The following is a 22875-nucleotide window of genomic DNA, read 5'->3' as shown; positions in this document are numbered from 1 at the left end:
GCACGGCCGGGCGGCCGCGATGTGACAGTCGCGTGACGCCAAAAACGTGTCACGCGCAAATCCGTGCGAAGCGGATATATTGATGAATTGCGCGTGCTGTCCCTGGTTCCGCTGACTTATTGCCGACACACGCGCCCGCGAAACGCCGACACTCGTCACAATGAGCCGCATGCGCCAGGCACTGAGCTTTCTGCCCGACAGCTTCGCCGAATACGAGGATCTCAAGTCGATCCTCGACGCCGGCGCGCGCTGGTTCGACATACGCAGCGCGGGCGAAGTGGAAGTGCGCGGGCGCGCGTTCTCGCTCTACACGGCGTCGATCGGCTCGCGCGATCCGGCTGCGCCCGCGATCGGGTTTTTCGGCGGCATACATGGCCTCGAACGCATCGGCTCGCAACTGGTGCTCGACTACATGCGCGCACTCGTGGGCCGCCTCGCGTGGGACGAGTTGTTAATGCAACAGCTCGAAAAAGTGCGTATCGTGCTCGCGCCCATTCTGAACCCCGGCGGCATGTGGCTTGCCACGCGCGCGAATCCGAACGGCGTCGACCTCATGCGCAACGCGCCGCAAGACGCCGACGCGCGCGTACCGTTTCTCGCGGGCGGTCAGCGCCTGGGGTCGTGGCTGCCGTGGTATCGCGGCCGGCGCGGCGGCCCGATGGAAGTGGAGGCGAACGCGCTCCTCAAGATCGTTGCCGAAGAACTGGCTCCGCGCCCGCTTTCGTTTGCGCTCGACTGTCATTCCGGTTACGGCTGGAGCGACAGCATCTGGTTTCCCTACGCGCGCACGCGCCGCCTGATGCGTCATCTGCCGGAAATGTTCGTACTCAAGACCATGTTCGAGCGTGCGCATCCGCATCATGGCTACACGTTCGAGCCGCAAAGCCATCAATATCTGCTGCACGGCGATCTCTGGGATTGCGCGTACGATCGGGCGCCCGCGAGTCATGTTTTTCTGCCGCTCACGCTCGAACTCGGTTCGTGGCTGTGGATCAAGAAAAACCCGCGGCAGCTTTTTTCGCGCCAGGGCATGTTCAATCCGGTCATGCAGCATCGCACCGCGCGCGTGTTGCGGCGTCACGCGAATCTGTTCGACTTTCTCACGCGCGCCGCGTATTCCGCGCCGCGCTGGTTGCCCGAGGGCGTGACGCGAGAGCAGGTGCTGCAAAGCGCGATCGGTCACTGGTATCAGAAGCCGGGCGCGTAATGGCCGGCATGAACACGCCGTGGATTTTGCTGCGCGGACTCACGCGCGAATCGCGCCACTGGGGCGAATTCCCCGCTTGGCTTGAGGAGCGCGGCGGTGCATCGGTGATCGACCTGCCCGGCAACGGTGCGTATGCACACATCGCATCGCCGCTGAACGTGGAGACTTATGTCGATGCCGTGAGAGCCGCGACGCAGCGGCAGGGCGCAAAGCCGCCGTATCGCGTGCTGGCGATGTCGCTCGGCGGCATGGTGGCCACCGCGTGGGCGTTGCGTTATCCGCATGAAATCGCGCAACTGGTGCTCGTGAATACGAGCATGCGACCCTATAGCCGCGCGCCCGAGCGTTTGCGTCCTTCGGCGTGGGGCACGCTGCTGCGCGTGGCGCGCCATTGGGGCGGCGCCGACCGAGACGACGCTGCGGAAACGCTGATCCACCGTTTGACGTGCGCGCGCAGCGACACGCTGTCCGCCGATCTTGCCGCCTGGCGCGCGATTCGCGGGAGCGCGCGCGTGAGCCGCGCGAACGCGCTGCGGCAGCTCGCGGCGGCGGCGCACTACGTGGTGCGGGGCGTTCCGGCATGCAGCGTGCTGATCGTTTCTTCCCGCGCCGATCGTCTTGTGAACCCCGTGTGTTCGCTGCGGCTTGCGCGCGCGTGGCACGCGCCGCACGTCGAGCATCCGGGGGCCGGCCACGATCTGCCGCACGACGACCCCGCCTGGCTCGCCGCCGCGCTCGACAGTACGCTCGACGTTGCGCTCGACAGTGCGCTCGACAGTGCGCCGCCCGCGCCGTTCGCGCCGCCCGGCACGCGTTGATCGCCGCGCGGGCGATTGCCCCATAATAGGCAGATTCATCTGGCACTTTCAGGACGATTTCCGACATGAACGACATTCCCGCCATCGGCGCCGCGGTGCCGCGCCTCACGAGCCTTTCGCACGGCGGCGGCTGCGGCTGCAAGATCGCGCCGGGCGTGCTTTCCGCACTGCTCGCGCGCGCCACGCCGCTCACCGCCACGTTCCCGAATCTGCTGGTCGGCACCGAAACCGCCGACGACGCCGCCGTCTACAAACTCAACGACGAGCAGGCCATCGTCGCGACCACCGACTTCTTCATGCCGATCGTCGACGACCCGTACGACTTCGGCCGCATCGCCGCGACCAACGCGCTTTCCGACGTCTATGCGATGGGCGGCAAGCCGATTCTCGCGCTCGCGCTCGTGGGCATGCCGATCAACGTATTGCCGCACGACGTGATCGCGCAAGTGCTGCGCGGCGGCGAGGACGTGTGCGCGGCGGCCGGCATTCCCGTTGCGGGCGGCCATTCGATCGACTCGGTGGAGCCGATCTACGGCCTGGCGGCGCTCGGCATCGTGCATCCCGAGCGTGTGAAGCGCAATGCGTCGGCGCGCGCGGGCGACGTGCTCGTGCTCGGCAAGCCGCTCGGCGTGGGCGTGCTTTCGGCGGCGCTCAAGAAGGAAGTGCTCGGCGACGAAGGCTACAAGGCGATGGTTGCGGCCGCAACGATGCTCAACAAGCCAGGCGCGGCGCTCGGCGAATTGCCCGGCGTGCATGCGATGACCGACGTGACCGGTTTCGGCCTGCTCGGCCATACGCTGGAAATCGCGCGCGGCGCGAATCTCACGGCGCGCGTGCATTACGCGGAATTGCCGTGGCTGCCGGGCGTGCAGAAGTTCGTGGACGACGGCGTGTTGACGGGCGCCTCGGGCCGCAACTGGACCTCCTACGGCGACGCCGTCACGCTCGCACCCGCGTTGCCGGAGCGCGCGCGCGCGTTGCTGACCGATCCGCAAACCTCGGGCGGCTTGCTCGTGGCGTGCGCACCGGAAAGCGTGAACGACGTGCTCGCGATTTTCCACGCCGACGGGTTCGCTCAAGCGTGCGTGATTGGAGCGTTGAGCGAAGGCGCGGCGCGCGTCGAGGTCGTATGAGCGGAGAGTCGCCGAAAGCTATTTTCTACGCGCTCGCCGCCAACCTCGGCATTGCCGTTTGCAAGTACGCGGCCGCGGCGTTCACCGGCTCGGGGTCGATGTTCGCCGAAGCGATTCACTCCACGGCCGATTGCGGCAACCAACTGCTGTTGCTGCTCGGCTTGCGCCAGTCGCGCGAACCGCCTTCGCCGCTGCACCCGATGGGCACCGGCCGCGCGATCAACTTCTACTCGCTGCTCGTGGCGTTGCTGCTGTTTTTCGTGGGCGGCGCGTTTTCCGTCTACGAAGGCATTCATCGGCTGATCGCGCGCGAACCGCTGCAATACGTGTATGTGGCGCTGGGCGTGCTCGGCATTTCGGTCGTGCTGGAGGCGCTTTCGCTTTACGGCGCGATACGCGAGATACGCAAGGGCACGCCGGACAAATCGCTATGGCGATGGTTTCGCGAAACGCGCGACTCCGATTTGCTCGTCGTGGCCGGCGAAGATATCGCCGCGCTCGCGGGTCTCGCGATTGCGTTTGTCGCCGTGCTGCTTACGGTCATTACCGGCAATCCGGTATGGGACGCGTGCGGCTCCATCGCGATCGGCGTGTTGCTCATGCTGATTGCGCTGGCGGTGGCGCGCGAAGTGAAGTCGATGATCGTCGGCGAATCGGCCAGCCCGGAAATGCGCCGCGATATCGAAGCGTTCCTGCGCGCGCGTCCCGAGATTCGCGCCATCATCAGCCTGATTACGCTGCAATGGGGCAAGGAAGTGATGGTGGCCGTGCAGTGCGAGATGATCGACTACGACCACAGCCGCACGATGGTCGAAGCCATCAACGAGATCGAGGCCGCCTTGCAGGCGCACTTTCCCGTGGTGCGATGGGTGTTTTTCGAACCGGATTTCGTGAAGCGATAAATTCGGCGGCGAATCGAAAACCCGGCGGTATTCAAACCGCCGGGTTTTTTTATTTCGGCAGACCGCTATCAATGCCGAAACGGTGTCCACACGGGCGTGGTGTTGTCCCAGTGATCGAGTTCGGAAGGTTTCATGACGGACTCCTAACTGTTGTCGAAGCACGGAAAGATCCGGGCGGCGAAATTAGTCGCCGGCGCGCGCCACGCTGGTCGCTTGCGCGCGTTGCTCCTGGCGTGCGATGCGTTGCGCCTGCGTGCGGCCGATCAGGCTTTGCTCGGGATAACTGGTCTTGTTGAGCGAAGGCAGCGTACCGTCACGGTAAGCGGCGACCACTTCGGCCTTCACTTCGGCACGCGTTTTCGGCGCGTTCGTGTCGGTCGATTGGGCGAACGCCGAAGCGCTGGCGGAGAGAGAGAAAACCAGCGTGGCGCCGATTGCGGTTGCGAGAGTGCGTTTCATGATTTGCTCCTGTATGAGGCGCGGCGCGTGGTGTGCCGCGCTGCGACAGGTGCAAATGTAGGCTTCCGTGAGTTCGCGATAAACCGCTCAATCGCGAAAGGAATTGTCGAAATTCCAAAACAATCGAAGTGTGAATTCCGCTGAAAGCCCTTGCCGAAGGGCCTTTCAGCGAATTCAAACGCTCGGGGCGCGCGGCGCTTTCAGGCGGCCCATTCGGAAATAACCGGTGTTTCGAGCGCGGGCGCCGATTCGCGTTCTTCGAGCGTGCGCAGCGTGCAGGCTTTGTCGAGCGAGGCGCGGCCGCTCAGCAGCGGACAGCGGTCGAACACTTCGGCAATCCAGTCCACGAATACACGCACTTTCGGTGACAGATGACGGCTGTGCGGGTACACGGCCGAAATCGGCATGGGCAGCGGCTTGATGTCGGGCAGCACTTCCACGAGCTGGCCCGAACGCAGATGCGGCAGCACCATGTAGCGCGGCGCCTGAATCAGGCCGAAGCCTTCGAGCCCGCACGTCACGTACGCGTCGGCATCGTTCACCGAAACGACGCTCTTGAGCTTGACCTCGACTTCCTTGTTGTCGACCAGAAACGCCCAGTCGATGATGCGGCCCGTGCGGCTCGAAAAATAATTCACGGCGCGGTGATTTTCGAGTTCCTCGAGCGTGCGCGGCGTGCCGTGCTTCTCCAGATACGCGGGCGCGGCGCACGAAACCCCTTCGAACAAGCCGATTCTGCGCGCCACGAGCGACGAATCCTGCAACGCGCCCACACGCACCACGCAATCCACGCCTTCCTGAAGCAGATCGACCGGACGGTCAGTCAAGCCGAGTTGCAGGTCGATGTCGGGGTAGCGCTCGTGGAATTCGCACAACGAAGGAATCACGATGAGCCGCCCGATCGAGCCCGGCATGTCGATGCGCAACTTGCCGTGCGGCTTGCGGTTGCGGTCCTGGAACGTCTGTTCGGTTTCGTCGACGTCGGCGAGAATGCGCACGCAACGCTCGTAATACGCCGCGCCGTCGGGCGTGAGCGAGAGGCGGCGCGTCGTGCGATGCATGAGGCGCACGCCGAGAAACGCTTCGAGGTTCTGAATGATCGTCGTGACCGAAGCGCGCGGCATGTCGAGCGTTTCCGCTGCGCGCGTGAAGCTGTTGGTATCGACGACGCGGGTGAACACCTGCATGGCCTGAAGGCGATCCATTGCCACTCTCCGAAAAGAATTCGGCGCCTGGCGCATACGCGAAAGCCCGGCGTGCGCGCGAATAGAGACAGATTGTTCAGGTGCGCCGAATTGTGTTGCCGGATTATAGGCATTTATTTGCAAGTCTGCCGAACCCACAATTCGCACCATTCGAATCTACTCTCGCGCATTGCGCCGATTTGACATGGATGTCTTTAAACGCCCGCTGTCGTCGATTTCCGTCGAAGAGACGGCCCGCACGGCGGGGCAAGCCCCGGCTCCCGCCGCGCACGGCCTCGTCGCCACCGACGTGCTGATCGAAGGTCATGCGCGGCAAATTCAGTTGCGCGTGTATCGGCCCGAAGGCGCGAGCGGCTTGCCGGTGTTGCTGTATTTCCACGGCGGCGGCTTCGTGCGCGGCTCGATCGAGGAAGCGGAGCCGGCCGCGCGGTTTTTCGCAGAGCGCTTACCGGCGCTCGTGGTGAGCGTGGGATATTCGCTCGCGCCGCAGTATCCGTTTCCGGCCGCGCCCGAGGACGCGCATCGCGCGGCGCTCTGGGCGATCACGCGGGCGCGCGCCTTCGGCGGCAATGCGAAGCGCCTGCTCGCGGCCGGCCACGACGCGGGCGGCCAGATCGCCAACGTGCTCGCGTTCATGGGTCGCGATCGCGGCGACGTGAAGCTCGCGGCGCAAGCGCTGTTTGCGCCCATGCTCGATCCGAGCCTCACGCGGCTCGGCGACGAAGCGCGGCTCGGTTCCGACATCACCGCGAGCGAATGCGCGGCGTGCTATCGCGCGTATCTGCCCGAAGCGGCGCAGCGCATGCACCCGTATGCCGCTCCGCTCGAATCGCGGCGGCTCGCGGGTTTGCCGCCCACGCTGATCGTCACCGCGCAGAACGACGTGTTGCATATCGAGGCGGAGAAGTACGCGAGCCGCCTCATCGATGCCGGCGTGCGCACCCAAGTGGTGCGTTATCCGAGCGTTTCGCACGCGAATCTCGCCGCGCACACGAACGCGCTGAGCGAAGCGGTGCGCTTTTTCCAATGTTGCTTCGACGCCAGCGCGCAATGCTGACGCCGTAGCGCGACCGAACCAGTCAAGAACAATCAACCACTATTTTCTGGAGTCCGACATGTCACTTCTTTCGCAAAACCGCTCACGTATCGCGCTCGCGGTGCTCGGCGTGCTCGTGGTCGCGGGTCTCGGCACGTTTGGCGCGATCCGCCTCGACTCGCATCCGGCCGTGGCCGCCGAAGCACCGCCCGCGCCCGAAGTCGATGTTGCCGCCGTGGTCAATCGCACGGTCACGGACTGGCAAAACTACTCGGGCCGCATGGCCGCCGTCGAGAAAGTGGACATACGTCCGCAGGTTTCGGGCACCATCGTCTCGGTCAACTTCCGCGACGGCGCACTCGTGAAGAAGGGCGACACGCTTTTCGTGATCGACCCGCGCCCGTATCAGGCCGCCGTCGATCAGGCCGCCGCGCAAGTGGCCGCCGCGCAGGCGCGCTCGGGTTACGCGCAAAGCGACTGGGAACGCGCGCAGCGCCTGATTGGTGACAACGCCATCGCCAAACGCGACTACGACGAGAAGCAGAACGGCGCGCGCGAAGCCGCCGCGAACCTGAAGGCCGCCCAGGCCGCGCTCGAAACCGCGCAGATCAATCTCGGCTACACGCGCGTCGTGGCGCCGGTGGCGGGCCGCGTGTCGCGCGCGGAAATCACGGTGGGCAACGTGGTGAGCGCGGGCGCGAGTTCGGCGCCGCTCACGACGCTGGTTTCCGTTTCGCCGATCTATGCGGAATTCGACGCCGACGAGCAAACCTATCTCGACTACATCAGCCGCATGAAAGTGGGCTCGAAGGTGCCGGTCGAACTGGGGCTCGCGAACGAAAGCGGCTATTCGCGCACGGGCACGATCGAGTCGGTGGACAACCGTCTCGACACGGCCTCGGGCACGATCCGCGTGCGCGCCCGCTTCGACAACGCCGACGGCGCGCTGGTGCCGGGCCTCTACGCGCGCATCAAGGTGAGCGGCAGCGCCCCGCATCCGGCGCTGCTCGTGGACGAAGCCGCCATCGGCACCGACCAGGACAAGAAGTTCGTCTATGTCGTGGACGGCAGCGGCAAGATCGCGTACCGCATCGTGCAGACGGGCGGCCAGCAAGGCAATCTGCGCGTGATCGTGGGCGGCCTGAAGGCGGGCGACAACATCGTCGTCAACGGCACGCAGCGCGTGCGTCCGGGCGAAACGGTGCGCTCCCACATGGTGCCGATGAACGGCGACCCCGATGCCGATGCGGCCGCCGACGCCAATGCGGCGGCGAAGAACAACGCAGGCACGAAGACGTCCTGACGAAATGAGGGCGCGCGCCGCTACCGCGTGCGCCTTGCCGTCACTAAGGAACCCTAAGTGTTAAAGCCTACGAGCAACCCATGAACATTTCGAAATTCTTCATCGACCGGCCGATCTTCGCGGGCGTGCTGTCCGTGTTGATCCTGCTGGCCGGCGTGATCGCGCTGTTCCAGTTGCCGATCTCCGAGTACCCGGAAGTCGTGCCGCCTTCGGTGGTGGTCCACGCGCAGTTTCCCGGCGCGAACCCGAAGGTGATCGCCGAAACGGTGGCGGCGCCGCTAGAAGAACAGATCAACGGCGTCGAGAACATGCTGTACATGCAGTCGCAGGCGAATAGCGACGGCAACCTCACGCTCACGGTCACGTTCCGCCTCGGCACCGATCCGGACAAGGCCACGCAGCTCGTGCAAAACCGCGTGAATCAGGCGCTGCCGCGTCTGCCCGAAGACGTGCAGCGCCTCGGCATCACGACGATCAAAAGCTCGCCCACGCTCACGATGGTGGTGCATCTGATTTCGCCGAACAACCAGTACGACATGACGTACTTGCGCAACTACGCGTTGCTCAACGTGAAGGACCGTCTGTCGAACATTCAGGGCGTGGGCGAAGTGCAGTTGTGGGGCTCGGGCGACTACGCCATGCGTATCTGGCTCGACCCGCAGAAAGTCGCGCAACGCAATCTCACCGCGCAGGACGTGGTCAACGCCATTCGCGAGCAGAACGTGCAGGTGGCGGCGGGCGTGATCGGCGCTTCGCCGAGTGTGCCGGGCACGCCGTTGCAGTTGAACGTGAACGCGCGCGGCCGCTTGCGCACGGAAAGCGAGTTCGGCAACATCATCGTCAAGACGAATCCCGACGGCGGCGTGACGTATCTGCGCGACATTGCGCGCATCGAACTCTCGGCCTCGGAATACGGCCTGCGTTCGCTGCTCGACAACAAGCCCGCCGTCGCGCTCGCGATCAACCAGGCGCCGGGTGCGAATTCGCTCGCGATTTCCGATCAGGTGCGCGCGGCGATGAAGGACCTGAAAGCGGACATGCCCGCGGGCGTGGACTACAAGATCGTCTATGACCCGACGCAGTTCGTGCGTTCGAGTATCGAAGCGGTGATCCACACGCTGCTCGAAGCCATCGCGCTGGTCGTGATCGTGGTGATCGTGTTCCTGCAAACGTGGCGCGCGTCGATCATTCCGCTGATCGCGGTGCCGGTTTCCATCGTCGGCACGTTCTCGCTGCTGCTGGCGTTCGGGTTCTCGATCAATGCGTTGTCGTTGTTCGGGATGGTGCTCGCCATCGGCATCGTGGTCGACGACGCGATCGTGGTGGTGGAGAACGTCGAGCGCAACATCGAAAGCGGCTTATCCGCGCGTGACGCCACCTATAAAGCCATGCAGGAAGTGAGCGGGCCGATTATCGCCATCGCGCTCACGCTCGTGGCCGTGTTCGTGCCGCTCGCTTTCATGAGCGGCCTCACGGGGCAGTTCTACAAGCAGTTCGCGATGACCATCGCCATTTCCACGGTGATCTCGGCGTTCAATTCGCTCACGCTTTCGCCCGCGCTTTCGGCGTTGCTGTTGCGCGGTCACGACGCGAAGGAGGACTGGCTCACGCGTGCGATGAACCGCGTGCTGGGCGGCTTTTTCAGGCGCTTCAACAAGGTGTTTCATCGCGGCTCGGAAAGCTACGGCCGGGGCGTGAACGGCGTGCTGCGCCGCAAGGGCGTGATGCTCGGCGTGTATGTCGTGCTCGTGGCCGCGACGGTATTGATGGCGCGCATCGTGCCGGGCGGTTTCGTGCCCGCGCAGGACAAGGAGTATTTGATCGCATTCGCCCAGTTGCCGAACGGCGCTTCGCTGGACCGCACGGAAAACGTGATTCGCGACATGAGCGCGATTGCGTTGAAGCAGCCCGGCGTGGAAAGCGCCGTGGCGTTCCCGGGCCTTTCGGTGAACGGCTTCACGAACAGTTCGAGCGCGGGCATTGTGTTCGTCACGCTCAAGCCGTTCAAGGAGCGCAAGGGCAAGGCGCTTTCGGCGGGTGCGATTGCGGGCGCGCTGAATCAGCAATACGCCGGCATCAAGGACTCGTTCGTCGCCGTGTTCCCGCCGCCGCCGGTGCTCGGGCTCGGCACGCTCGGCGGCTTCAAGATGCAACTGGAGGATCATGGTGCATTGGGTTACGAGGCGCTCAATCGCGCGACCCAGGACTTCGTCAAGCGCGCGTCGCAAACGCCGGAGCTGGGCCCCACGTTCACGAACTATCAGATCAACGTTCCGCAACTGAATGTCGATCTCGACCGCACCAAGGCGAAGCAGCTTGGCGTGCCGGTGACGGACGTGTTCGAAACGATGCAGATTTATCTCGGCTCGCTCTACGTGAACGACTTCAACCGCTTCGGGCGCGTGTATCAAGTGCGCGTGCAGGCCGATGCGCCGTTCCGCCAGAAGGCCGACGACATCCTGCAACTGAAGACGCGTAACGCCGCCGGCGACATGGTGCCGCTCTCGTCGCTCGTCACGGTTTCGCCCACGTATGGCCCCGAAATGGTGGTGCGCTACAACGGCTACACCTCGGCGGACATCAACGGCGGCCCGGCGCCGGGATTCTCGTCGGGTCAGGCGCAGGCCGCGGCCGAACGCATCGCGGCGGAAGTGCTGCCGCGCGGCATGAAGTTCGAATGGACCGACCTCACGTATCAGCAGGTGCTGGCCGGCAATGCGGGCTTGTGGGTGTTCCCGATCAGCGTGCTGCTCGTGTTCCTCGTGCTGGCCGCGTTGTACGAAAGCCTCACGCTGCCGCTGGCCGTGATCCTGATCGTGCCGATGAGCGTGCTGTGCGCGTTGACCGGCGTGTGGCTCACGCAAGGCGACAACAACATCTTCACGCAGATCGGTTTGATGGTGCTCGTGGGGCTGGCCTCGAAGAACGCGATTCTGATCGTGGAGTTCGCGCGCGAACTGGAGCATGACGGCCATACGCCGCTTTCCGCCGCGATTGAAGCGAGCCGCCTGCGTCTGCGTCCGATCCTGATGACGTCCATCGCGTTCATCATGGGCGTGGTGCCGCTCGTGCTCTCGACGGGCGCGGGCGCGGAAATGCGTCATGCCATGGGTATCGCCGTGTTCTTCGGCATGCTCGGCGTGACCGCGTTCGGCCTGTTGCTCACGCCGGTGTTCTACGTGGTGCTGCGCACGCTGGCGGGCGGCAAGATTCACGTCGCGCAGAAGGACTCGGTGCGCGAACCGCGCTCGATGGCGGATGCATAAAGGATGATGAGCATGACTAACCAATCTGTTTCGATGGCGGTTCCCGCTGGCTGGCGACTCGCGCGCATTGCGGCGAGCGTGGCGCTGTTCGCGTGGCTCGCCGCCTGCTCGGTCGAGCCGACCTACAAGGTGCCTGACGCGGCGGTGCCCACGGCGTTCAAGGAAGCGCAGCGCACGTCCGCGGACCCGCACGACGTGGGCAACTGGACGACCGCGCAACCGGCCGACGACGCGCACCGCGGCGAATGGTGGACCGTGTTCGGCGACGCCACGCTCGACCAGCTCGAAGAACAGGCGCTGGCGGCCAATCAGGACTTGAAGGCGGCGGCGGCCCGCGTGCAGCAGGCGCGCGCCGTTACGCAGGCCGCGCGCGCTTCGTGGTTCCCGACGCTCGACGCCGGTTTCAGCCCGACCTACGAGCGTCCCTCGCCGGCCTCGCAATATCTGCCGCAGAACGCGCACGTGCCCACGCAAACGCTGTGGCGCGCGCAGGCGTCCACGAGTTATGAAGCCGACCTGTTCGGCCGCGTGAGTTCGAACGTGAATGCGGCGCGCGCCGACGCGCAGCAAAGCGAGGCGCTGTTCCGCTCCGTGCAACTGGCGCTGCAAGCCGATGTTGCGCAGAACTACTTCCAGTTGCGTCAATTCGACAGCGACGTCGATCTGTATCGCCGCACCGTGACGTTGCGCGAGGACGCGCTCAAGCTCGTGGAGCGCCGCTTCAAGGAAGGCGATATCAGCGAGCTGGACGTCGCGCAGGCGCGCAACGAACTCGCGAGCGCGCGCGCCGACGCCGTGGGCGTGGCGCGTCAGCGCGCGGCTTCGGAGCACAGTCTCGCGATCCTGCTCGGCAAGGCGCCGGCCGACTTCACGTTCCCGGAAACGCCGCTCGCGCCGGTGCTCGTGCAGGTGCCCGCGGGCTTGCCGTCCACGCTGCTCGAACGCCGGCCCGACATTGCCGCTGCCGAGCGCGCCATGGCCGCCGCGAACGCGCGCGTCGGTCTCGCCAAGTCGGCGTTCTTCCCGAAGCTCGACATCACGGGCTCGTTCGGTTACGAGTCGGCTTCGCTGGGCGATCTCTTCATGTGGTCGAGCCGCGCGTTCCTGCTCGGTCCGCTCGCGGGCACGGCGCTTTCGGTGCCGATCTTCGACGGCGGCCGCCGCAAGGCCAATCTCGCGCAGGCGCGCGGCAAGTATGACGAAGACGTGGCGCAGTATCGTCAGCAGGTGCTCGTGGCGTTCCGCGAGGTCGAGGACAATCTCTCCGACCTGCGTTTGCTCGACGACCAGATTCGCGAGCAGAACAACGCCGTGAACGCTTCGCAACGCTCGGCGCATCTCTCGCGCACGCAATATGACGAAGGCGAAGTGAGCTATCTGAACGTGATCGACAGCGAACGTTCGGTGCTGGTTTCGCAGTTGCAGGCGAGTCAGTTGCAAGGCTCGCAGGCGGTGGCGACCGTCAACCTGATTCGCGCGCTCGGCGGCGGCTGGGGCGACGCGAAGCCGGCCGGCGCAGCGCCTTCCGCGCCGCCGCCCGCACCGCTGGCGTCGCGCTAGGCGCTTCATGCACCGCTAGACGTACCTCGCGCGCCGGCTTCCTCAGCCGGCGCGCGCATATCGCACGCCGCGATTTCCTTTGCGCAATCCGTTCGTAGACCCCGCGCGAACACGCCTCTATCATCGTCTGACCCATCTGGAGCGCATGCGATGGCTGCGCGGCGCCGCCCGCGCGCCGACGCTCTCGTCGTTGGCACTGTCGCGCCGCTCCTCACCGTCATGCCATTCCATTCGGGGAAAGCGATGAATCGTGCCGTGCGCGCCGAGGGGCGCCGTTCTTTTATTCAGCGTGTGAGCGCGATCGCGGCGTTGGCCGTGGGTTGCGCGGCAGGCTCGCTCGCCGCGTATGCCGACACGCCGACGCTCAAAATCGGCATTGCCACCACGCCGCAAACCCCCGCGTTGCAAGAAGCCGCGCGCGAGGCGAAAGCGCAGGGCGTGGACGTGGAAATCATCGAATTCACCGACTGGAACACGCCGAACGCCGCGCTCGCGAATAAAGATATCGACGTCAATTATTTCCAGCACACGCCGTTTCTGGAAAACGCCGAAAAGCAGGGCGGCTACAAGTTCGTGGCGATCGCGCCGGGCACGATCATGAAGATCGGGCTTTATTCGAAGAAGGTCAAACGTTTCGAGGACCTGAAAGACGGCGCGACGGTGGCCATTGCCAACGACCCCGTGAACGGCGGCCGCGGGCTGTTGCTGCTGCAACGCGCGGGCCTCATCAAGCTCAAGCCGGGCGTGGATTATCGCGCCACCACGCTCGACATCGTGTCGAATCCCAAACACCTGAAGATCGTGCAACTGGAAGCGTCGCAACTCGCGCGCTCGCTCGACGACGTGGATCTCGCGCAAGGTTATCCGAGCTTCATCAAGCTTGCGGGCACGGCCGATCCGAATAGCGCGCTGCTGTTCGACGGCGTGGAAAACAAGGCGTTCGCGCTGCAATTCGTGGTGCGCCCCGAGAGCGTGAACGATCCGCGCATCCGCAAGTTCATCGACATTTACCAGCATTCGCCGGCCGTGCGGAAGGAACTGGACAAGGCGTTCGGCAATCTCTACGCGGTGGCGTGGTAAGCCGAAATAGTTGGTTATGCGAAGTATCACGAAGCGGATTCGTTGAACGGGCGAATCCGAGGAGCGGCGATGATGAAATGGTTCGGGGCGGCGCGCTTCATTGAGGCCAGTCCTTCGGCGGGCGAGGCGTCGCGCGGTGCGCAGGCGCCGGAGCATGCGGTGGTGTTCGACGGCATCGGCAAGGTGTTCGCGGGCAGCGCGCAAGCGGCGCTGGCGGGCGTGAATCTCGAAGTCAGGCGCGGCGAGGTGTTCGGCATCATCGGGCGCAGCGGGGCGGGCAAGTCCACGCTGCTGCGTCTCGTGAACGGCCTCGAAAAGCCGACCAGCGGCGCCGTGCGCGTGAATGGCGTCGACGTGGGCGCGCTCGACGAACGCGCGCTCGTGCCGTTGCGGCGGCGTATCGGCATGGTGTTTCAGCACTTCAATCTGCTTTCCGCCAAAACAGTGCGCGAGAATATCGCATTGCCGCTTAAGATAGCGGGCGTGCCGAAGGCGGCCGTCGAGGCGCGCGTGGATGCGCTGCTCGAACTGGTGGGCCTTGGCGCGCGTCGCGACGCGTGGCCCGCGCGGCTTTCCGGCGGGCAAAAGCAGCGCGTGGGCATTGCGCGCGCGCTCGTACACGAACCCGACATTCTGCTGTGCGACGAAGCGACTTCGGCGCTCGACCCCGAAACCACGCGCGCGATTCTTGCGTTGCTACGCGACATCAACGCACGTCTGGGCGTGACCATCGTGCTCATCACGCACGAAATGGAAGTGATACGCGACGTGTGCGACACGGTGGCCGTGATCGAGCGCGGCGAAGTGGTCGAGCAAGGGCCCGTATGGCGCGTGTTCGGCAATCCGCAGCACGACGCCACGCGCGCGCTGCTGCATACGCCGGGCCACGACTTGCCCGACGATCTGGCCGCGCGTTTGCGCGCCGTGCCCGAGGCCAATTCGCAGGCATTGTTCGACGTGCGCTTCACGGGCGAAAGCCACGAGGAGCCGGAACTCGCCGCGCTTGCCCGGGCGTTCGGCGCACACGGCGTGCGTTTCGTTCACGGCGGCATCGAGCGGATTCAAGGACACGCGCAAGGACGGCTCGTCGTGTCGGCGCCGGTGCAAAGCGCCGACCAGGCCGCGGCGCTCGCGCGCGATGCGCGCCGTCATGCGAGCCGCGTGGAGGTGCTCGGCTATGTCTGATATCTGGATCTCGGAGTTGATCGGCGGCATTCGCGACACATTGCTGATGGTCGGCGTTTCCGCATTCTTCGCACTCCTGATCGGCATTCCGCTGGCGTTGCTGCTCGTCACGACCGCGCGCGGCGGCATTTTCGAACGGCCCGCGCTCAATTCCACGGTGGGCGCGCTCGTCAACGCATTCCGCTCCACGCCCTTCATCATTTTGCTCGTGGCGCTGTTGCCGCTCACGCGCCTTCTCGTGGGCACGACGATCGGCGTGTGGGCCGCCGTGGTGCCGCTTTCCATCGCGGCCATTCCGTTTCTCGCGCGCGTGGCCGAAGTGAGCTTGCGCGAGGTGGATCGCGGGTTGATCGAGGCGGCGCAGGCCATGGGCGCGCGGCGCCGGCATATCATCTGGCATGTGCTGTTGCCCGAGGCGTTGCCCGGCATGCTGGGCGGCTTCACGATCACCGTGGTCGCCATGATCGGCTCGTCGGCAATGGCGGGCGCCGTGGGCGCGGGCGGTCTCGGCGATCTCGCGATACGCTATGGTTATCAGCGCTTCGACACGACGGTCATGGTGACGGTCATCGTGCTGCTGATCGCCATCGTCGCGGTCGTGCAATTCGTGGGCGATTGGCTCGTGCGGCGCTTGTTGCGGCGAACGTGAGCGCGTGCTTGCGGGCATGACGCGCGGCGGCGATATCAGGCTTTTTATGCGGGAAATACAGGTATGAACGAAGCTCTCGGCACGCTGCTCGACGCGCTGCGCGCGAATGCCGCGCAACGCGATCTCGCGGGCGGCCACGCGGCGGCGGAAAAGCGTTTGATCGCCGATGCCGGTCTGCTCACGATCGCGGTGCCGCGCGAATTCGGCGGTCAGCGTAGTCAGCGGCGCGACGATGGCGCGCTGAAATGGCACGACGTCTACGCAATTATCCGCACAATCGCGCGCGTGGACAGCGCGCTTGCGCATCTGCTCGGCTTTCAATGTTTGCAGATCGCGAGCGTCGATTTGTGGGGCAATGCCGCGCAACGCGCGAACTGGCTGCAAGGCACGGTCGAGCATCGCTGGTGGTGGGGCAACGCCGTGAATCCGCTCGATACGCGGCTGGTGGCTCAGGCGGATCGCGAGGAAGGCTGGCGTCTGCATGGCAAAAAAGGCTTTTGCTCGGGCACGTACGGCTCGCAGATGATGACGGTGAGCGCGCACGATCCGGTCTCGGGCAATCCGCTATTCGCCGTCGTGCCCACTACGCGCGCGGGCATTACCGTTCACGACGACTGGGACCCCATCGGCCAGCGTCAAACCGACAGCGGCACCGTTTCGTTCGACAACGTGCAGGTGCATGCGCGCGAAGTGCTCGAACGCCCCAACACGCCGCGCGCTTCGCTGCGCACGCTGGTTTCGCAGCTCGTGCTCACGAATCTGTTCGTCGGGTTGGCCGAAGGCGCGCTCGAAGAGGCGCGCGATTACGTGCTTGCGAACGGGCGGGCGTGGGTCAACTCGGGCGTGAAGCGGGCTATCGACGATCCTTATTTGCAGCAGCGTTTTGGCGAAATGCGCGTGCAGTCGCTCGCCGCCGCCGTGCTCGCCGATCGCGCGGCCGCGCAATTCGACGCCGCGTGGGACGCGGGCGAATCGCTCGCCGCCGGCACGCGCGCCGAAGTTTCGCTGGCGATTTCCGAAGCCAAGATCGTCGCGCATCGCGCCGCGCTCGAAACCGGCGAGCAACTCTTCGACGCTTGCGGCGCGCGTGCCACCAACGCCGGCCTCGCGCTCGACCGCTTCTGGCGCAACGCGCGCGTACACACGCTGCACGACCCGCTCGATTACCGGTTGCGCGACGTGGGCCGCCACGCGCTCACGCAAGAATTGCCGGAGCCGACGCTGTACACTTGAGGGCTCGAACGCGGCACGCGCCGCGTCGTTCAACCTTCGAGGATTCACGTTGGAGTTCCGACTACCGACCACGGCGACGGCGCCGTTTTGTCCGTCCGAAGTTCAAGGCAGCGTCGAAGTTTCGCCGCGCGCGCCGTTCTGGAAGAAGTTTCTGCAATTCGCCGGTCCCGGCCTGCTGATTTCGATCGGCTATATGGACCCCGGCAATTGGGCCACCGACATCGAAGCGGGCTCGCGCTACGGCTACAACCTGCTGTTCGTCGTGGTGCTGTCGAGTCTCGCGGCCATCGCGCTGCAATGTCTCGCCATGCGGCTCGGCATCGTCACGGGACGCCACCTCGCCGAACTTTCGCGCGAACGCTACACGAAGCCCGTCGCGCTCTTTCAGTGGGGGCTTGCGGAAATCTCGATCATCGCGTGCGATCTCGCCGAAGTGCTGGGCGGCGCGCTCGCGTTTCATTTGCTGCTGGGCTGTTCGCTGATGGTGGGCGTCGTGCTCACGGCGTTCGACACGATTCTCGTGCTCGGCCTCAAGGGCAAGAACTTTCGCACGCTCGAAGCGATCATGGCCGCGCTGATCGCAACCATCGGCATCGGCTACGTGATCGAACTCGCGCTCGTGAAGCCGCATTGGCCCGCGGTATTCGCGGGCGCGGTGCCGTCCTGGCACGCGATCGACGCGCGCGAGCCGTTGTATCTCGCCATCGGCATTCTGGGCGCGACGGTCATGCCTCATAACCTCTATCTGCATTCCTCGATCGTGCAGACGCGCGCCGTCAAGCGCGACCGCGCGGGCATTGCGCAGGCCATCGGGCTTTCACGGCTCGACACCATCGTTTCGCTCGTGCTCGCGCTGTTCATCAACGCCGCCATCCTGATTCTCGCGGCCGCCGCGTTTCATGCGACGGGACACAACCAGGTCACCGAAATCGAGGACGCCTACAAGCTGCTCGCGCCGATCGTGGGCACGGGCGCGGCGGCGGTGCTGTTCGCCGTCACGCTGCTCGCGTCGGGGCAAAGCTCCACGTTCACGGGAACCGTGGCGGGGCAAGTGGTGATGGAAGGCTTCCTGCGCATGAAGATTCCGTGCTACCAGCGGCGTCTCATCACGCGCGTGCTCGCGCTCATTCCGGCGTTCGCGGGCGTGGCGCTGCTCGGCAACGGCGCGGTCGGCAAGCTGCTCGTGTTGAGCCAGGTGGTGTTGAGCCTGCAATTGCCGTTCGCGCTCTGGCCGCTCATTCGCATGACGAACGATCGCGCGCTGATGGGCGAATTCGCGAACCGGCTCCTCACGCGCGTCGTTGCGTGGCTGTTGTTCGCCGTCATTACGGCCGCGAACTTGTGGCTCGTGTGGCAGACGTTTGCGGGAAACTGAAACGAAGCGGGAGCGGCAACGCACGACGGCCGCGCGGAGCAGTCCGGCGGCGATGCGGAAAAGCGGGAAGGAACCGAAAAAAAGCCGGAAGAAGCGGGAAAAAACGGGAATAAGGGCGCGGCGGAAAAGCGCTTCACCGTCCGGCGCCACAGGCACCGGACGGCTTTGCGTCTTGGTCTCGAGTCCGGTTGAACCGGATCTGCTCTCCTACGCTTACGCAGCCTCGGCAATGCCATCCGGCGTGACTTCCACCGGTTGGTCGCTCTCGGTCTGCTCGGCGCCCCGTCGCGCTGCAGCCGCCTTTTTCGTCTTGCCGGCCCGCGAAGGCGGTTGGCATGCACCGCACACGACGTTGTGCTGAAGGTCGTGGCGATGCGCGACGAATTTACCGCCGCAACGGCAGCAAGGCGTCAACTGCAGAATATCGGCATCGAAAAAACGCACCAGAGTCCAGGCACGCGTCAAGTCGAGCACCGGCTCGGCTCCGCTGTGCTTGCAGTGTTCCGTATACAGACGGAACCCCTTGGTGAGCGCGTCGAGATGCGAGCAACGCGCTTCGTTCTTGAGGAACAGGTACGTGTTATAGAACAGCGAGGCGTGGATGTTGGCCAGCCACGTCATGTACCAGTCCGCCGAGAACGGCAGCATACCTTTGGGCGGCGAAACGCCGCGAATCTCGCGATACAGGCGGATCATGCGGTCGCGCGACAGCGTTAGCTCGCTTTCGAGCACCTGCATGCGCGCGCCCAGCTCGATCAGTGCGATCGCGCGAAATACTTCCTGGGCGTCTTCGGTGAGGCTGCGCCGCGTAGTCATGGACGTCACCCTCAGGCGAATTGGCCAGCCGGCTGTCCTGCAAGCAGGATGGCCGCGTGGGTCGCCGCGACGTCGGCATGTTTGGTGGTCTGCGTAAGCGCGGACAACATCGCATGATCGTCGAAGCGGAAGAAACAAAGGAGCTGGTCGGAAGAGGCCAGCCTGACGATCTGCGCGAGCGACAGACCGCCAAGCAGTTCGGCCAATTCCGACGACAGTCCCAGTCGGAACATCCCAACTGGCTTGTCCTCACGCAGCATGCGCTGCGCAAGCATGAGATACGACAAATTAATTTCGCGGATAGATTCCAGCGTCTCGCTGCTACGGTCCATTTCTCTATATTCCGAAGCCCCGAATTTAACCCCCCGGCGTTTTCGCCGTTGTATCTTTTCTGGTCTTTTGGCCGACCCTCGCTCGTTGGCGGGATCTGGCTCTTTGATACAAGGTGTTACATCTCGTAACAACCTTGAAGCGAATTGTATGAGGACTTATCTCAAAAATCAACACTTCCTATAAAAAATAAATCGGGTGTTGTAAATAAATTTCGGTAATTTTTGCTGCTATTTGCGGTCATACGCGTGACACCGAAATGTGGCGTTGCAACATTCCGAAGCGTGCGCCGCGAAGCCTTTATTCACAAGGGTTCTTCGATATAGCTCGTTGCTTGTGCAACGAATCGACCCTCGACGTCCGACGCGATTCCGGATAATAACGTTTTGAAAGACATTACGTTGACAGGTAAAAAATACGGAGTATTGGATTAATACGTATGAGGATTAATCTGTAACAGGTGTTTCGACCCCGAGTAACTGTAACGGCCGAATTTGTAACTGGAATTGTTGCCGTGGGCGTCGCGCCGAATCCGGCCGCATGATGCGGCCGATGCGTTTTGATTGGATGTGCGCAGATGCGGGGAAGAAAACGTTTGCGCGCGAGGGTTTCAGGCCGTTTGGGCCGGTGTGCGAGGGCCGCGCGGCATTGCGGCGGCATGTGCTCGTGCCTGTCTTTGCGCGCTTACCTGCCATATTGATATGAGGCGGAAACGATTATCCGCGGCGTGCGGCGTTTATATCACCTCATGATATAAGTGCGATAATGAAGCGGCGGTCGATTCGGTGCGGCGTAGGCGCGCACGGCGGCCCAAGCTCGGGGAGGAACATCATGGCCTCGTTCAGCCGTATTCTGCTGTGTTACGACGCGTCGCGCGAAGGGCGCCGCGCCTTGCGCGAGGGCGCCGACCTGGCGCACGAGTGCCGCGCGCAGACGCATTTGCTCGCGGTGCTCGATCAATCGCCGCTGCAATGGGGGACCGATATCGCTTCCGTCGTGCCGTTCGAAGCGGCTGAAGCGGCGGCGCGCGAGATTCTGCGCGACGGCGTGGCGTGTCTCGCGAAAAAGGGGCTGGCGGCCACCGGCCATTTCGTCGTCGGCGGCCCGATCGACGTGATCGCGCAGTATTGCGCCGAGTTGAAGCCCGACCTCGTGGTGTTGGGGCACCACAAGCGCGGGCCGTTCAAACGTTGGTGGGAAGGCCGCGACGACCGCCAACTGCTCGACCGCGTGTCGTGCAGCGTGCTGGTCGTGACCGCGCCCGAACCGGAAGGCGCGCTGGTGTGAAACGCGTCGTCCGGCTTGCGCGGCGTGCTTTGTCCGGTCTTGCTCTTGCCGGGATAACACAACGCATGCGAATTTCCATTACGGCGTTCGTGCGAAAACCGTTCGTGCGAAACCAAGCGCGCGCGTTTGAATTTGATGACGCACGCACGCAGCGGCACGGGCGAACGCAAACACGCGCGCACGCGGCGTGGCGGTTTCGCCGACAATACGGCACCGTTCGCCACTGGAGATGTTCCGATGCCGCGCTTCGCCGCCAATCTTTCGATGATGTACACCGAGCACGCGTTTCTCGACCGCTTCGCCGCCGCGGCGCAAGACGGCTTCGAAGGCGTGGAGTTTCTGTTCCCTTACGAACATGCCGCCGCCGACATCAAGGCGCGGCTCGACGACGCGGCGCTCGCGCAGGCGCTGTTCAACGCGCCGCCCGGCAACTGGGCGAACGGCGAGCGCGGCATCGCTTCATTGCCGGGGCGCGAGGACGAATTCCGCCGCGGCCTCGACATCGCGCTCGATTACGCGCGCGTGCTCGGCAACCGCAAGATTCACGTCATGGCCGGGCTCGTTGCGAGCGAGGCCACGCGCGAGACGCAGCGCGCGCTTTACGTCGAGCATCTCGCTTATGCGGCGCGCGCGGCGTCGGCGCACGGCATCGACATTTTGATCGAGCCGATCAACACGCGCGACATGCCGGGGTATCTGCTCAACCGCCAGGACGACGCGCAGGCGATCTGCGCGCAAGTGGGCGCGCCCAATCTGCAAGTGCAATTCGACTGCTATCACTGCCAGATCGTCGAAGGCGATCTCACGATAAAGCTCAAGCGCGACATCGCGCGCATCGGGCACATTCAGGTGGCGGGCGTGCCCGAGCGGCACGAACCCGATCGCGGCGAACTCGACTATCCGTGGCTTTTCGCGCTCATCGACGAACTGGGTTACGAAGGCTGGATTGGCTGCGAGTATCGCCCGCGCGCGGGCACCTCGGAGGGACTTGGCTGGGTGCGTCCGTGGCTCGCGAAACGCGCGTGATTCTGTAGACGAATCGCGCGGCGCTCCGCGTTTATAAGCGCAAACGAAAGAAGTCGCGCGATGGGTATCTGCGATACGGCTTAGTCATCGGCGAATGCATCATCTAAACTTAAAGGTCTCACGGTGCGGAGATCGCCATGCGGGAAACCATCGCCGCTTATCTACTCGGTCCGGGCGTCATGCTGCTCGTTTGCGCGGCCATGTGGGCCGTGTCGCGCCGCAGCAGAGGCGCGCTGGAAGCCCGCTTCACGCGCTGGCTGGACGCGCATCGGCCGCACGGCATGCGCCATAAGCATTGAATGTGCCGCGCGCGGCCAACGCGCCCGTCCGCGAGTTGCAATGCAGCACGACTAGTTAGCGATCCTGATTAATTGCCGCGGCTCGGGCGCGCATCGCCGATGCCGCCCGGCTGCGCTCGCGCGTTCGCGGCGCGAGGCGGCGCACAAAGCCGGAACCGGGGGGCGAACCGAGCGGCGAACGAGCGGGGAACTGAGCGCACGCTCAGCGGTCACTCCGACATTGCTTACCGGAGCCCTCCATGACCCGTCCCGCCGATTCCCTCATCGTATTCATCGCACGGCTTGCCCTGGCGATCCTGTTTTTGTGGGGCGGCGTCATGAAGCTGCTGGGTTACGCGGGTTTCGTCGGCTATCTGCACAACAAGGGCGTGCCGTACGCCGCCTATGCGGCGCCCGTGGCCGCCGCCGTCGAACTGCTCGGGGGCCTGGCGCTCGTGCTGGGCGTGCGCACCCGCGCGGTGGCTTTCCTGCTGGCCGTGTACGCTATCGTCACGGCAATACTCGGGCACGATTTCTGGAACATGACCCAGGCCTCGTTGCAGCAGGACGCGGTGGTCCACTTCTGGAAGAACGTGGCGATCGCGGGCGGTTTCCTCCTGCTGACGGTGACGGGCGCGGGACGTGCTTCTGTCGATGCGTTGCGCGCGCCGCGCGGCGGCGGGCAATTCGGCTGATTTGCGCCGATTTGCGTCGGTCGGTACGAACG

General features: G+C 64.5%; 21 protein-coding genes. 17 read left to right on the top strand and 4 right to left on the bottom strand.

Translation table 11 applies throughout. The features are described from left to right. Positions 1-169 precede the first annotated feature (169 nt). The 4 genes from U5805_RS20645 to U5805_RS20630 all read left to right on the top strand — a co-directional run bounded on the left by U5805_RS20645 (position 170) and on the right by U5805_RS20630 (position 4060). On the top strand, positions 170-1207 hold the full coding sequence (locus U5805_RS20645; protein ID WP_322105353.1) for a M14 family zinc carboxypeptidase: 1038 nt from the start codon (positions 170-172) through the stop codon (positions 1205-1207). An 8-nt stretch (positions 1208-1215) separates the two neighbouring features. After that, the gene (locus U5805_RS20640) at positions 1216-2025 is read left to right on the top strand and encodes an alpha/beta hydrolase (protein WP_322105420.1); all 810 of its coding nucleotides are present in this window, start codon (positions 1216-1218) and stop codon (positions 2023-2025) included. Between the two features lie 65 nt (positions 2026-2090). Then, positions 2091-3158: a selenide, water dikinase SelD gene (gene selD, locus U5805_RS20635; protein WP_322105352.1), complete on the top strand. Its 1068-nt coding sequence runs from the start codon at positions 2091-2093 to the stop codon at positions 3156-3158. Beyond that, entirely contained in the window at positions 3155-4060 is a 906-nt protein-coding gene (locus U5805_RS20630; protein ID WP_322105351.1) for a cation diffusion facilitator family transporter, read from the top strand. The genes selD and U5805_RS20630 overlap by 4 nt, the downstream gene beginning before the upstream one ends. Positions 4061-4243: 183 nt before the next feature. Here U5805_RS20630 and U5805_RS20625 read toward each other — a convergent pair whose 3' ends face one another. Continuing rightward, positions 4244-4519, bottom strand: coding sequence for a DUF4148 domain-containing protein (locus U5805_RS20625; protein WP_322105350.1), 276 nt, complete (start codon positions 4517-4519; stop codon positions 4244-4246). 200 nt (positions 4520-4719) lie between these two features. Then, positions 4720-5724 (bottom strand): LysR family transcriptional regulator, encoded by a 1005-nt coding sequence (locus U5805_RS20620; RefSeq protein ID WP_322105349.1) that lies wholly within the window; start codon positions 5722-5724, stop codon positions 4720-4722. 184 nt (positions 5725-5908) lie between these two features. Here U5805_RS20620 and U5805_RS20615 point away from each other — a divergent pair, with 184 nt between their 5' ends. From U5805_RS20615 to U5805_RS20575, 9 genes are all read left to right on the top strand, one after another. Then, on the top strand, positions 5909-6781 hold the full coding sequence (locus U5805_RS20615; protein ID WP_322105348.1) for an alpha/beta hydrolase: 873 nt from the start codon (positions 5909-5911) through the stop codon (positions 6779-6781). A gap of 58 nt (positions 6782-6839) precedes the next feature. Continuing rightward, positions 6840-8063 (top strand): efflux RND transporter periplasmic adaptor subunit, encoded by a 1224-nt coding sequence (locus U5805_RS20610; RefSeq protein WP_322105347.1) that lies wholly within the window; start codon positions 6840-6842, stop codon positions 8061-8063. Between the two features lie 80 nt (positions 8064-8143). Beyond that, entirely contained in the window at positions 8144-11329 is a 3186-nt protein-coding gene (locus U5805_RS20605) for an efflux RND transporter permease subunit (protein WP_322105346.1), read from the top strand. 12 nt (positions 11330-11341) lie between these two features. Continuing rightward, positions 11342-12889 (top strand): efflux transporter outer membrane subunit, encoded by a 1548-nt coding sequence (locus U5805_RS20600; protein WP_322105345.1) that lies wholly within the window; start codon positions 11342-11344, stop codon positions 12887-12889. Positions 12890-13132: 243 nt separating this feature from the next. After that, positions 13133-13969 carry a MetQ/NlpA family ABC transporter substrate-binding protein gene (locus U5805_RS20595; protein WP_415914636.1) on the top strand — a complete coding sequence of 279 codons (837 nt, stop codon included), beginning with the start codon at positions 13133-13135 and terminating at the stop codon, positions 13967-13969. Positions 13970-14038: 69 nt separating this feature from the next. After that, entirely contained in the window at positions 14039-15154 is a 1116-nt protein-coding gene (locus tag U5805_RS20590; protein WP_322105343.1) for a methionine ABC transporter ATP-binding protein, read from the top strand. After that, the gene (locus tag U5805_RS20585; RefSeq protein ID WP_322105342.1) at positions 15147-15803 is read left to right on the top strand and encodes a methionine ABC transporter permease; all 657 of its coding nucleotides are present in this window, start codon (positions 15147-15149) and stop codon (positions 15801-15803) included. Before U5805_RS20590 ends, U5805_RS20585 begins: the two co-directional genes overlap by 8 nt. A 63-nt stretch (positions 15804-15866) precedes the next feature. Then, complete coding sequence (locus U5805_RS20580) at positions 15867-17036, top strand: acyl-CoA dehydrogenase family protein (RefSeq protein WP_322105341.1); 1170 nt, start codon at positions 15867-15869, stop codon at positions 17034-17036. A gap of 49 nt (positions 17037-17085) precedes the next feature. Beyond that, positions 17086-18411, top strand: a complete 1326-nt coding sequence (locus U5805_RS20575) for an Nramp family divalent metal transporter (protein WP_322105340.1) — start codon at positions 17086-17088, stop codon at positions 18409-18411. Positions 18412-18624: 213 nt separating this feature from the next. Here U5805_RS20575 and flhC read toward each other — a convergent pair whose 3' ends face one another. Then, on the bottom strand, positions 18625-19227 hold the full coding sequence (gene flhC, locus U5805_RS20570) for a flagellar transcriptional regulator FlhC (RefSeq protein WP_322105339.1): 603 nt from the start codon (positions 19225-19227) through the stop codon (positions 18625-18627). Between the two features lie 11 nt (positions 19228-19238). Further along, on the bottom strand, positions 19239-19559 hold the full coding sequence (gene flhD, locus U5805_RS20565) for a flagellar transcriptional regulator FlhD (RefSeq protein ID WP_322105338.1): 321 nt from the start codon (positions 19557-19559) through the stop codon (positions 19239-19241). Between the two features lie 829 nt (positions 19560-20388). Between flhD and U5805_RS20560 the strand changes: the two genes are divergently transcribed. The 4 genes from U5805_RS20560 to U5805_RS20545 all read left to right on the top strand — a co-directional run bounded on the left by U5805_RS20560 (position 20389) and on the right by U5805_RS20545 (position 22843). Then, positions 20389-20844, top strand: a complete 456-nt coding sequence (locus U5805_RS20560) for a universal stress protein (protein WP_322105337.1) — start codon at positions 20389-20391, stop codon at positions 20842-20844. 237 nt (positions 20845-21081) lie between these two features. Then, positions 21082-21870, top strand: a complete 789-nt coding sequence (gene otnI, locus U5805_RS20555; protein WP_322105336.1) for a 2-oxo-tetronate isomerase — start codon at positions 21082-21084, stop codon at positions 21868-21870. A gap of 137 nt (positions 21871-22007) precedes the next feature. Next, entirely contained in the window at positions 22008-22169 is a 162-nt protein-coding gene (locus tag U5805_RS20550) for a hypothetical protein (RefSeq protein ID WP_322105335.1), read from the top strand. A 239-nt stretch (positions 22170-22408) separates the two neighbouring features. Further along, positions 22409-22843 carry a DoxX family protein gene (locus U5805_RS20545; protein ID WP_322105334.1) on the top strand — a complete coding sequence of 145 codons (435 nt, stop codon included), beginning with the start codon at positions 22409-22411 and terminating at the stop codon, positions 22841-22843. The last annotated feature ends 32 nt before the right edge of the window (positions 22844-22875 follow it).

Origin of the sequence: Paraburkholderia sp. J41, assembly GCF_905220235.1 — a bacterium.
Classification (GTDB): Bacteria; Pseudomonadota; Gammaproteobacteria; order Burkholderiales; family Burkholderiaceae; genus Paraburkholderia.
Note: the sequence above shows the minus strand (reverse complement) of the source record. Positions and strands in the feature narration are given on the sequence as shown.